Annotated in this window: 10 protein-coding genes and 3 tRNA genes; 9 read left to right on the top strand and 4 right to left on the bottom strand. The window is 50.9% G+C overall.

The window, feature by feature from the left end; translation table 11 throughout:
- Window positions 1-122 precede the first annotated feature (122 nt).
- The gene (locus tag HF984_RS00225; RefSeq protein WP_168613673.1) at window positions 123-587 is read left to right on the top strand and encodes a hypothetical protein; all 465 of its coding nucleotides are present in this window, start codon (window positions 123-125) and stop codon (window positions 585-587) included.
- Window positions 588-680: 93 nt separating this feature from the next.
- On the opposite strand, the gene HF984_RS00230 is transcribed toward HF984_RS00225, so the two are convergent.
- From HF984_RS00230 to HF984_RS00240, 3 genes are all read right to left on the bottom strand, one after another.
- A tRNA-Lys gene (locus HF984_RS00230) sits at window positions 681-753 on the bottom strand.
- 264 nt (window positions 754-1,017) lie between these two features.
- Window positions 1,018-1,090: transfer RNA gene (locus HF984_RS00235), tRNA-Lys, on the bottom strand.
- 178 nt (window positions 1,091-1,268) lie between these two features.
- Window positions 1,269-1,841: a MarR family winged helix-turn-helix transcriptional regulator gene (locus HF984_RS00240; RefSeq protein WP_168613674.1), complete on the bottom strand. Its 573-nt coding sequence runs from the start codon at window positions 1,839-1,841 to the stop codon at window positions 1,269-1,271.
- A gap of 150 nt (window positions 1,842-1,991) precedes the next feature.
- Here HF984_RS00240 and bcp point away from each other — a divergent pair, with 150 nt between their 5' ends.
- The 8 genes from bcp (at window position 1,992) to HF984_RS00280 (ending at window position 10,106) form a co-directional block, all read left to right on the top strand.
- The gene (gene bcp, locus HF984_RS00245) at window positions 1,992-2,465 is read left to right on the top strand and encodes a thioredoxin-dependent thiol peroxidase (protein WP_168613675.1); all 474 of its coding nucleotides are present in this window, start codon (window positions 1,992-1,994) and stop codon (window positions 2,463-2,465) included.
- Between the two features lie 72 nt (window positions 2,466-2,537).
- Window positions 2,538-2,619 (top strand) — tRNA-Leu (locus HF984_RS00250).
- A 78-nt stretch (window positions 2,620-2,697) separates the two neighbouring features.
- Window positions 2,698-4,371, top strand: a complete 1,674-nt coding sequence (locus tag HF984_RS00255; RefSeq protein ID WP_168613676.1) for an ABC transporter substrate-binding protein — start codon at window positions 2,698-2,700, stop codon at window positions 4,369-4,371.
- A 169-nt stretch (window positions 4,372-4,540) separates the two neighbouring features.
- The gene (locus HF984_RS00260; protein WP_168613677.1) at window positions 4,541-6,016 is read left to right on the top strand and encodes a malate:quinone oxidoreductase; all 1,476 of its coding nucleotides are present in this window, start codon (window positions 4,541-4,543) and stop codon (window positions 6,014-6,016) included.
- A 148-nt stretch (window positions 6,017-6,164) separates the two neighbouring features.
- Window positions 6,165-7,280, top strand: a complete 1,116-nt coding sequence (locus HF984_RS00265) for a YihY/virulence factor BrkB family protein (protein WP_168613678.1) — start codon at window positions 6,165-6,167, stop codon at window positions 7,278-7,280.
- A gap of 223 nt (window positions 7,281-7,503) precedes the next feature.
- On the top strand, window positions 7,504-8,238 hold the full coding sequence (locus HF984_RS00270; protein ID WP_168613679.1) for an alpha/beta hydrolase: 735 nt from the start codon (window positions 7,504-7,506) through the stop codon (window positions 8,236-8,238).
- A 100-nt stretch (window positions 8,239-8,338) separates the two neighbouring features.
- Window positions 8,339-9,427 carry an S-(hydroxymethyl)mycothiol dehydrogenase gene (locus HF984_RS00275; RefSeq protein ID WP_168613680.1) on the top strand — a complete coding sequence of 363 codons (1,089 nt, stop codon included), beginning with the start codon at window positions 8,339-8,341 and terminating at the stop codon, window positions 9,425-9,427.
- Window positions 9,428-9,458: 31 nt separating this feature from the next.
- On the top strand, window positions 9,459-10,106 hold the full coding sequence (locus HF984_RS00280) for an MBL fold metallo-hydrolase (RefSeq protein ID WP_168613681.1): 648 nt from the start codon (window positions 9,459-9,461) through the stop codon (window positions 10,104-10,106).
- 81 nt (window positions 10,107-10,187) lie between these two features.
- Here HF984_RS00280 and HF984_RS00285 read toward each other — a convergent pair whose 3' ends face one another.
- Window positions 10,188-11,435, bottom strand: coding sequence for a hypothetical protein (locus HF984_RS00285; RefSeq protein ID WP_168613682.1), 1,248 nt, complete (start codon window positions 11,433-11,435; stop codon window positions 10,188-10,190).
- Between the last annotated feature and the right edge of the window lie 75 nt (window positions 11,436-11,510).

An 11,510-nucleotide genomic window follows, 5' to 3' on the forward strand; every position in this document is an offset into this window, starting at 1 on the left:
ATTTTAGGACGTCAGACTCAAGTTTCCAGCTTTGTTTCTGATTATTGAGCGCGCCTCTTCCCACAGAGAAACATCAGTTCATACTGTCGATACTCTCAACCTCGCTCGGTAAACTGGGTCACATGAACAAGGAACATTTAGAGAGCAATCAGATTGCTACACTGCTACACACCGTATTCGATGAACAAATCATCAATTACGGCGCCTACAACCTTGTTCTTGCCACAGGTTCTGCCATTTACCAAAATCCCGATGTGGCTCAGCACCAATCAGCCGATCAGGAGCTTTTTTTGGTGGGCTACCGCGAGATGCCTCGAGAAATGGTCATTATCCCTATTCAGACACCCGAAATCACAAGCGGTGGTGCTCCTACTTCAATAGATAACACCACTATTGCCTCGATGAGCACTGTTGATGCTACGCAGCTCAAAATTTCACTCACTAACGGCAGTGTCTTTGACTTAAGCTTTATCCCCGTTCACACCTTCAAGAGTGACCACGGCCAGGGACAACTTGATCAGAGCTTCGACCTCGACGATTTTTTCAATTTCATCAATAACTCCCACCTATTAGAAGAAGTCGCATAGCGCCACGATAGACCCTGCCCTTAAATCTTCTACCGGGATTAAGAGTTAAAACAAAAAGGTCGGTTTCATCTGAAACCGACCTTTTCTTGTATGTACACCCCGTGGGACTTGAACCCACAACCCATTGATTAAGAGTCAATTGCTCTGCCAATTGAGCTAGAGGTGCTTAGTTACTTCCTGAAGCAACGAATAAATACTATACGCACATCTAAAGCAGCATGCAAGCCAAAACAGCTATTTGTAACGCTATTCACAATTTTGCCGACCTTCAGGCTCTCCCCTTGCCTGAAATATAACCCTGCGCAAAAAGCAACAAAGGCAAGGAACCGACAAGACTGTAGATAACTCGAGAGAAAACCCCACAGCCTCAGCATCGGACCCGAGATAAATAAAAAAGGCTGGCTCTCAATGAGAACCAGCCTTTAGCTTGTACACCCCGTGGGACTTGAACCCACAACCCATTGATTAAGAGTCAATTGCTCTGCCAATTGAGCTAGAGGTGCATATCTATCGCTTCAAACATTTCATGTTCGCCGTGAAGACATGTATAACTATAGAGGGTCTCAAATGGGTATGCAAATCGAAACCGCCCTTTGTAACCAAGCACACTTTCAGCGTAATTTTTTGGGTAAAGATAAAGGGTGCATCACGCTTGGCGATGCACCCGGGGAGACATGGGGATTAATTTTCTCGAGAGTCCTCCGGGGAGAGAACCTCAATAACAGCCGTCAGCGGCTTAGACTGGTCAATTTCTTCATCGACCTCAACAGTATTAACTTTTTCAGGGCTGGGAACCATGTTGCCTTCCACTGCTGAATGGAAGATCTCCTTACCACCCTCATGGGTAGACAGTTCATGAATTACATCAATAAGCATTTCATGGAACTGGGGGTTAGCCAGCTGACCAAGCTGCGACAAAGTCTCATCGACCTGCTGAGCATGCATCAAAGCATCCTCACCAGCATCCGTAATAGTTAGCAAATAACTACGACGATCCGCTGAACTGCGGATGCGAGCAATATGACCGTGAGACTCCAGACGAGCCAAGGTTTTACCCATTGTCTGCGCTTGAACACCGACAATCTGAGCAACCTTAACCTGCGAAATCTCACCATTTTGAGAAATCACACCGAGTGCGGTTACACCCGCGTGAGTAAGCCCTAAATCCTTGAGCTGAGCGTTCCAGCTATGTTCAAGCATTCGAGCGGCGGTTGACAATAAACGATTAATAGACCACTTACCAATATCAGGCATACAGCTATTATAAGTGTTTTTAGAGGCTCTCAACTTATAAAATAGGTAGCCCTTACCATCGATGTAGCATTGTTGGGCCAAAAAGCCGATAATAAGCGGTGATATTAGTTTGATTGTCTAACTTTGTCACCAAAGAAAGGTACAAGCAACGTGTCTCATAAACTCTCTGTTGGCGATGTAGCGCCAGATTTTTCACTCCAAAATTCAGCCGACGAGACGATCACGCTCAGCGATTTTCGTGGAAAGAAAACTATCGTTTATTTCTACCCCAAGGCATCCACCCCGGGATGCACCAAACAAGCCTGCGATTTCCGCGACAATCTCTCATCACTCACTGCGGAAGGCTATTCAGTCATCGGCATCTCTCCCGATGCCCAGCAAGCAATCCAGAAGTTCGAAGATAAAGAATCTCTCAACTTCCCACTGTTATCTGATGCAGACCATACAGTAGCTGAAGCATATGGCGCTTGGGGAGAGAAAAAGAACTACGGCAAAACCTACGTTGGTCTCATCCGCTCAACTATTGTGCTCGATGAAGAAGGCAAAGTAACGCTTGCTCAATACAACGTTCGCGCAACTGGACATGTTGCCAAACTCCGCCGAGATTTGGGCATCGATAGCTAAACTCATCGCGCCGATTAGCATCAACGCGCAAACTGTTGTAATATTCAAAACGTTGTTTTTCATATTCGACAAGCGCGAGTGGTGAAATTGGCAGACACGCAGGATTTAGGTTCCTGTGCCTTACGGCGTGAGGGTTCAAGTCCCTCCTCGCGCACTAAAGCCCAGATTTTTTCTGGGCTTTAGTTGTATCAACGACGATATAGTTGAGTTCGGATTATTAGAAGGTTTACCGATGGCCTCTTCGCAGTTTTCACGTCGCACCCTCGCAAAACTTACGTTGGCTGTGGCATCAGGATTTTCCCTTGCCTCCTGCTCCGCCGAATCTCACACAGACAGCGCATCAGCCTCCAATAGCCAGCAAGATTCTAAAACTCTACGGTTCGCCCAAGCAGCGTCCGTTACTTCTTTAGACGTAGCCACCAGCTCTAGCCTAGAAACCGCGCGCATCAATGCCCAGGTGATTGAAGGATTAGTTGCAGCCAACCTTTCTACCGGCCAGCCTGAGCCAGCCCTTGCCACGGACTGGACGATTTCGGATGATCAGCTCACCTACACTTTTACCCTCCGAAACGACGTAAAATTTCATGACGGTTCGACCTTGGATTCTGAGACAGTCCGCAAAAATTTCGAACGATTTGAAAAGCTAGCTCATACCTCCGATCTCTCTTCGCATGCCTGGTACCTTACGTTCTTCGGCACCGAAAATAAATCAGAGGTTTTAGAGCCCCTTATCAGCTCCTACAAAGCACAGGGCAGCTCGTTTATCATTGAGCTCTCGCGTCCCAGTACCTCTTTTCTCTCAGCCCTTGCTCAACCGGCGTTCGCTGTTTGTTCCACTGGCATCATCGGCGCGGATGGGACACTCAGCTCTTCCCCGATTGGCACCGGCCCATTTACCGTGCAATCCACAGAGAATGACACTGTCAAACTTTCTCGATTTGAGTCGTATTGGGGCAACGAGGTTCCACTCGATTCTATTGAATTTATCACCATCAAAAGCTCCGAGTTGCGTTTTTATAAGCTCACATCGGATGAGCTGGACGTTTATGACCAGGTGGGTCGAGAAGATTATGTGCCGCTGGCTCGGTCCGGTTATCAAACCCGCACCCGTGACCCGTATGCTCTGACCTACGTTGGCATCAACTTGGAACATCCCGTATTTGCTGACCCAAATGTACGACTGGCAGTAACCCACGCAGTCGATGCTTCCGCATTGGTACACGCGATTTTTCCCGAGGGCAGCAACACCGCAGTTGACTATATTCCCCCGCTTTTCATGTCGCGAGCAGAGGGCATCGAGACCCTGACCAAACATGATCAAGACCGCGCCAAAGAACTCCTCAAAGCATCCTCATATTCAGGCGAAGAGGTTGAGTTCTACTACCCCACCGACGTCTCGCTCACGTCCATGGAAAAACCAGAAGTTGTGTATTCCAGCATCGCTGCGGATTTGACCCGCGCCGGTTTTACTATCAAACCCGTTCCGATTAAGTGGTCAGATGGCTATTTGGATAAGGTCAACGCCACCGGCACCAAACGAGGCCTCTCCCTACACGGTTTCACAGGCTCCTACAGAGACCCCAACGCTTTCATATGGCGAGTACTAGCCCCCACGCTCATCTCGGCAAAAGCCCTTTCAGCCTTGGACGCATCATCCAAGGTTAAAGACGGCACTATTATGCCGTTTTCTGATGTCATAGAGCTGATTCAAAAAGCAGATGCACTGGATAACCTTAATGAAAGACGCGAAGCATTCAAAGATGCCAGCTACCACCTGATGGAACACACCGTAGCAGTTCCCATCGCATACGCGGTTAGCTCCGTTGCACTGGGGAAAAACGTTACAAGCTACTCAGTAACGTCAACAGGAATCGATGACATCGCGCATGCTGATGTTCAAAAATAACGGTCTGCTTCAAAAGAATACTTATTTTTATGTCATCTTCCGCGAACTCCGCTTGACGTGTTATGCGCATCGCACACAGACGCGCTACTGTAAATAAGAACGATACTTTTATTAATTGCAGTAAGACCACAACAGCGGTTTTACTGCCACAACAAATGGAGTTCTCACAGTGACACGGACTGAAAATACAGACGTAGTCCTCGTTGGCGCGGGCATCATGAGCGCCACCCTCGGTGTGCTTTTGAAAGAGGTTGAGCCATCATGGAACATCACCATTCTTGAGCGTCTTGATGAAGCTGCTCAGGAATCATCTAACCCCTGGAACAACGCAGGTACAGGTCACTCCGCACTCTGCGAGTTGAACTACGCGCCCATGGGTAAAGACGGCACTGTAGACCCGGCAAAGGCGCTGGGCATCAACGAGCAGTTCCAGGTTACCCGTCAGCTGTGGGCCTCACTCGTAGAAGAAGGCAAGCTGAACAACGCGTCCTTCATTAACCCCGTGCCCCACATGTCACTGGTCTTCGGAGACGCTCACAGTGACTACATGGCAAAGCGCTACGGAGCTCTTGCAGCAAACAAGCTGTTTGAGCGCATGCAATTCAGCGAAGACCGTGACCAGATTGCTCAGTGGGCACCGCTCACCATGAACGGTCGTGCAGCCGGACGCGTGGCTGCCACTTACTCCCCTGAAGGCACCGACGTTGATTTCGGCGATCTCACCCAGCAGATGCTCGATTACCTTCAGGCAAACGGTGTTCAGGTTGAATACGGCCAGCAGGTCACCAACCTCACCCAGGAATCAGACAAGAGCTGGAATCTCAAGGTCAAGAATCGCCTGAATTCAGAACACAACAAAACCATTCGCGCTAAGTTTGTCTTCCTCGGCGCAGGTGGCGGCGCACTGTCCCTTTTGCAAAAGTCCGGTATTCCCGAGGGCAAGGGGTACGGCGGATTCCCCGTTTCAGGTTTGTTCCTGCGAAACACCAACCAAGAAACCGCGCAGCAGCACAACGCTAAGGTCTACGGTCAGGCATCAGTAGGTGCTCCGCCCATGTCAGTACCGCACCTGGACACCCGCTACGTGAATGGTCAGCGTTCGCTTCTGTTTGGTCCCTACGCCGGTTTCAAGACCAACTTCCTCAAACAGGGATCACTCTTGGACTTGCCGCTTTCATTGCGCCCCGACAACATCTACCCGATGGCTCGCGCCGGGCTGGCTAATATGTCGCTCACCAAGTACCTCATCACCGAGCTGCTCAAAAAGCGCGAACAGCATATTGAATCACTGCACGAGTACTACCCCGAAGCTAACGGCGACGAGTGGGAACTGATTACTGCAGGTCAGCGCGTCCAGGTTATGAAGAAAGACCCGCAAAAGGGCGGCATTCTTCAGTTCGGTACCGAGCTGATCAGTAGCGCAGACGGTTCAATCTCAGCTCTGCTCGGTGCGTCCCCCGGCGCATCCACCGCGGCACCGATTATGATCAAGCTCCTCAAGCAGTGCTTCCCCAATCAGCAAGCTGAGTGGGAACCCCGCTTGAAAGAATTGATTCCCGCCTACGGCGTGACCCTCAACGATAACCCCGAACTGGCGGATGAGGTTATGGCGCACACCGCTCAGGTACTGGGCATCAACAACTAACCTCTCATACGACAGTGGGACAATCGCCGTGTGGCGGTTGTCCCACTGTCGTATTTGAAAGGCACGTTCTGAAGTTATCTCAGAATACCCAGTACACTGGATATCCTTGAAGTAATCACCATTACCGTACACACAAAGAGAGAAATGTATGTCTCTAGAAGAACTGACGGTCCAAAGAGCTGAACGCGGTTCTAAACCGGACTCGTCTGAGAAGCCTCAAAAACTCACAAAGTTGGGTAAGCCAAGCTGGATTTACATTTTCAAGCGCTCGCTTCGCGAGTTTCTTGCAGATGGTTGCACCGACCTCGCAGCCGCACTGACCTACTTCACCGTGCTGTCAGCTGTGCCGATGCTCCTTGCGATGGTTTCGCTCCTTGGTGTTTTCGGTCAGGGCAAACAAACAACTGACGCTATCATCAGCTTCCTGTCAGACTACGCACCGTCAGACGTTCTGTCAGTAGTTCGCGGGCCAATTACCGAGCTCACCGCATCCAGCGCTGCCGGTTTAGCGTTGGTTACCGGTATCGTGGGTGCCCTGTGGACCGCGTCCGGTTACATCGGTGCGTTTGGTCGCGCAATGAACCGCATTTACGATGTGGTTGAAGGACGCCCGCTCTGGAAATTGCGCCTCATCAACCTGGTGATTACTACCATTATGGTTGTCATCATGGTTCTGATGATGTTACTTCTTCTGACATCTGAGAACGTATTGAACGTGGTGGGTGACTTCACCGGTGTAGACCTTAGCGGTTTCGCAGCGATTTGGACGTATGTTCGTTGGTTCGTTCTTCTGCTGATTGCTATCGTTCTGATTGCGATTTTGTACTACGCGACCCCGAACGTGAAGCAACCCAATTTCCGTTGGATTTCACCCGGCGCTGTCTTTGCGCTGATTATGATGGGTGTCTCCGGCGCAGCATTCACTTTCTACGTTTCTAACTTTGGCAACTACAACAAGACCTACGGTGCCATCGGTGGCGTCATCATCTTGCTGATGCTGATTTGGATTATGAACAATGTTCTTCTGTTCGGTGCTCAGTTGGATGCTGAGATCCAGCGAGCTCGTGAGTTGCATGCTGGTATTGTTGCTGAAGAAAACATTCAGATTGAACCCCGTGATGACACCATGGCTGTCAAGAATCTTGAGAAGCTCGACAAGCTGGTTGAAGAAGGCAAAGAAATTCGCCTGAGCAATGATTCAGGAATGAATATGCAAAAGACCGCTTCAAAGAGCAAGAACATCAACGATATTGATTTGAGCTAGTTTTTAGCTATAAATCGAGGGCTCGGTTCCGCTGTACCGGGCCCTTGTCTTTTAACTCTTGCTGAATTATTTTTCGTGGGGCAAGAAGTAGTAAGAATCGGTTCCCCACAGTCGTGCGATGGTTTTTCACCGTATATGAGAGTTTATGAGTATGAGAGAGTCAAAGATTAAGACCTGGTGCGGATATTATGAGCGGTGATGTTTATTCAGCAAAAGGATGACGATGATGCCCCTACTCAACGCTCAGCTCTTTGAACCGGATGCCACGACTCGTGCCACGGTTCTTGCGATTCACGGCTTTGGCGGCTCTACCGAGCAGAGTTGGGTGAAACCTGGCTGGATCAAAAAACTCAATGCGGCAGGGTTCGCTGTGTATGCGGTACCCCTCCCTTTACACACTGCGAATGCTGGCAGTCAGGTTTCTGATGACTCATTACTAAAGGCTTTTATCGGTCAGCTTTCTGCCCAAATACCTCAGCTGAGTCCACCTGTCATGGGCCTCGGGTTTTCGTTCGGTGCCAGGGTGATCTGGGAGCTCTTAGCTACCCCCGATCAGCAGCTAACCAGCGCAGTTCTCATCGGTCTCGGTGCTACTAATCATATGGATGCTGCCGCCCACGAAATTGCAACAGGTCAGGCGTCTGCCCATCATCCCGCACGACTTTTCGATCGCGTCCTTGCGCACACTGCAGTGCCTCAGGATAATCTTTTGCGATTTGCTCAGCTGACCGCTGATAATTTTGAACCGGGCAACGATACTATCAATGCTCCCGTGCTGCTCATTTCAGGAGAATTTGATGAGTTAGCGCAGGATACAGATGAACTCGTCACAGCAATCACTGCCAGCCACCAAATATGCGAAAAGCTAGCGGTACCCGGTCGTGACCATATCTCAGTTTTGACCTCGGGCTTAGCACGCTCCACCGCCGTAAAATTTTTTACTCGTCATACAGGGTAATCCGCTCAATGTTTGGGACTGACGGTTTGCTCGACTAGGGTAGAAGATAAGCACATGATACGTGTTGGACACTTAGACAATGAACGTAAGGAAGTACACGATGCACAAGGTTCGAGCAGTCGTCTCCCTCAAAAAAGGCGATGTCAGCGTAACGACTATTAACGTCCCCAGCCCAGGTCCGGGCGAAGCTCTTGTAAAGGTTCTGACCTGCGGTGTTTGCCAAACCGATGAGCACTACGTTGAAGGCGGCGTGGGTGATAACTACCCGTACCTGCTCGGTCACGAATCAGCAGGTATTGTGGAAGAAATCGGTGAAGGCGTCACCAACGTTGAAGTGGGCGACAAAGTTATCTTGAACTGGCGCGCAGTCTGCGGCGAGTGCCGTGCCTGCAAGAAGGGTCAGCTACAGTACTGCTTCAACACTCACAACGCTACCCAGAAAATGACGCTTGAAGACGGCACCGAACTTGAGGCAGCCCTCGGCATCGGTTCATTTGCTGAAAAGACTCTGGTAGCGGCTGGTCAGTGCACCAAGATCGAAGCAGAGCTTGAAGACGACCAGTATGCTGCAGTTGGCCTGTTGGGTTGTGGCGTTACCGCAGGCATTGGTGCAGCTCTCAACACCGGTGAGGTGCAGCGAGGTGAGTCAGTTGCTGTGATTGGCTGTGGCGGTGTTGGTACCGCCGCTATCGCCGGCGCAAAACTCGGTGGAGCAACCAAGGTAATCGCGGTAGACGTCGATGAGCAGAAGCTCGAACGCGCACGCTCGCTCGGAGCGACCCACACTGTGAACTCCAAGAAGAAGGACGCGGTTGAAGCAATCCGCGAGCTCACCGACGGTTTCGGCGCAGACTTGGTTATCGATGCAGTAGGCGTAGCCGATACCTTCAAGCAGGCCTTCGAGGCTCGTGATCTGGCGGGACGCGTCGTCCTCGTGGGCGTTCCCGCTCCCGGAGCCACCCTCGAAGTACCTCTTGATGAACTCTTTGGCCACGGTGGCTCCATCAAGTCGTCGTGGTACGGCGATACTCTGCCCACCCGCGACTTCCCGATGTTCGTTCAGCACTATCAGCTGGGTAACCTCGACCTCGATGCTTTCGTGACCGAACGCATCGCTCTTGAAGACGTGGAAAGCGCTTTTGAAACCATGAAGACCGGTAAGGTTCTGCGTTCAGTTGTAGAGTTCTAATTCTCGGACCGTCTTGCTGAAAGGACTTATCATGGCAGAACGTATTGAACGAGTTGTCACCAGCGGTACTTTTTCGTTGGATGGTGGTACGTGGGATGTTGATAACAACGTGTGGATTATTGGCAACGATGAGTCAGTGATTATTGTTGACCCCGCCCACGACGTTGATAAAATCTCACGCACTGTGAACGGTCGAACCGTCGAGAAAATTGTTTTGACTCATGCTCACGATGATCACATTGGTAGCGCAAAAGAAGCAGCGGAACGATTTGATGCTCCGGTGTACCTCAATTCCAAGGATCGCGTGCTGTGGGAAATGGTGTATCCTCACTGGGATTTCGACCACGATGTTGAAGACGGTCAGCAGATTACCATCGGTTCGACGACGCTGACAGCTCTTGAAACTCCCGGTCACTCCCCCGGTTCTGTGTGCTATTACGCGCCCGAGTTGAGCTGGGACAACAGTGAGGGTGTAGTTTTCAGTGGCGACACCCTCTTTCAGGGTGGCCCCGGCGCTACAGGACGCTCATTCAGCAGCTTTGACACGATTATCGAGTCCATCAAGGCAAACCTTCTGACTCTTCCCGAGTCCACCGCTGTTCTCACGGGACACGGTGATACCACCGGAATCGGTCTTGAGGCTCCCGACCTGGACGAATGGATCGCTCGAGGCCACTAAGGTCAGGTTCACTGTTAAAAGCTCAAGGGGTGGATGCAAACGGCATCCGCCCCTTGAGCCTATCTAGATAAGGTTCAGTATCTACACGAAGTTTCTCAGGTTTACTTCATAAGTACGACGCCAGAGGTAGCCGTAGAAGTGTCCGACGATAAAAAAGATGGTGGCGGCGATGAGGGGGATCAACATAGCGGCTTGAAACCCAAATCCCTCACCCACGAGAGCTCCCCACACCAGGCCAATCGCTAAGCCCACCGTCAAGGTGGACTGCGAAAAGGTAAGGGCAAGCTCCAGATAACCTCGGGCTGAAATTGCGGTGGTGACAGACTCCATGCACACCGTAGCCGCTCCAATACCTGCACCCAACGCTAACAGTGCCAGAGCTACACCAAAATTCGTGACCGGAATCGACAGCATCATGGTCAACGCAATCAAAGCCACCGCGCTCAACAGCCACGACTGCCAGCCCGCAATGCGCACGCGTCCAGCCAGTAACAAAGCTCCGACCGTAGCACTGGATAGACCCATTGCCCCGATATAGAATCCTACAGTTTCAACGTCATCCGCATTGAGGGTATAAGCTGCCAGCGATGACTGAGTGGCCCCGATAATCGCACCGATACACACGGCTCCCAGCAACGGCAGCCAGATAAAACCGCGATGGTCGCCGTGCACGGCATCACCGTCAAACTTGCTCAACCTCGATGAATGTATGGGCATAAAAAGAGGCTTATTGATGCGCGAAATAGCAAAAAGAACGCCAAGCATATTAATCGCAATCAGCGCGAGCACAGCGTAGAGCGGACTCGCAAAAAGAGAGATAGCACCGGTTAGAACCGCAGCAAGTGGCAATGCCAAAACCTCAAGCATCGACTCTAGCGCAATGGCAGAATTCAGCATCTTGCGATCCTTGCTGGTTGCGTACTCCCGGCTCCAATACGACCGCATCATTGCAGCCATGGGAGGTGTAGTTGCACCGGCGAGCGCGGCAGCAACTAGAACACCCACAATGCCCTGTTGAAAAGCTTTGTTACTGAATTGCAGAAATTGCCACAGCAAAATCGCCATCATGGGGATATTGAGGATGCCTGTCGTCACCAGAACGGGAGTATGCCCGAATTTTCGCGCCACGGCACTGTAGAGAGGCATCATGACGGCAAACGAGAGCGCCGCGATGCCGGCGGCATACCCACCGAGCGTGACCTCCCCCGTTTCTGATGCCATCAATATCAGAAGGGACAGTGAGAGCACAGATGGGGCGAGTCGCATGAGCACCACAAACAGCAGAAACTGTATGCCGAGGGTACGTACTATCACCTGTAAACGGCTCATGGTGTACCTGATGGAGTATTTCCATCTGCTCCTGACAGGAGGGTTCGTTTCAATCTCCTGGGGCACAATGGTTTT

The organism is Rothia terrae (genome assembly GCF_012396615.1).
GTDB classification, from domain to species: domain Bacteria; phylum Actinomycetota; class Actinomycetes; order Actinomycetales; family Micrococcaceae; genus Rothia; species Rothia terrae.

Excerpts from the sequence above, each read along its gene's own strand:
- HF984_RS00275 (WP_168613680.1), top strand. The coding sequence starts at position 8,339 with ATGCACAAGGTTCGAGCAGTCGTCTCCCTCAAAAAAGGCGATGTCAGC.
- HF984_RS00225 (WP_168613673.1), top strand. The coding sequence starts at position 123 with ATGAACAAGGAACATTTAGAGAGCAATCAGATTGCTACACTGCTACAC.
- HF984_RS00265 (WP_168613678.1), top strand. The coding sequence starts at position 6,165 with ATGTCTCTAGAAGAACTGACGGTCCAAAGAGCTGAACGCGGTTCTAAA.
- HF984_RS00240 (WP_168613674.1), bottom strand. The coding sequence starts at position 1,841 with ATGCCTGATATTGGTAAGTGGTCTATTAATCGTTTATTGTCAACCGCC.
- HF984_RS00255 (WP_168613676.1), top strand. The coding sequence starts at position 2,698 with ATGGCCTCTTCGCAGTTTTCACGTCGCACCCTCGCAAAACTTACGTTG.
- HF984_RS00270 (WP_168613679.1), top strand. The coding sequence starts at position 7,504 with ATGATGCCCCTACTCAACGCTCAGCTCTTTGAACCGGATGCCACGACT.
- HF984_RS00285 (WP_168613682.1), bottom strand. The coding sequence starts at position 11,435 with ATGAGCCGTTTACAGGTGATAGTACGTACCCTCGGCATACAGTTTCTG.
- HF984_RS00280 (WP_168613681.1), top strand. The coding sequence starts at position 9,459 with ATGGCAGAACGTATTGAACGAGTTGTCACCAGCGGTACTTTTTCGTTG.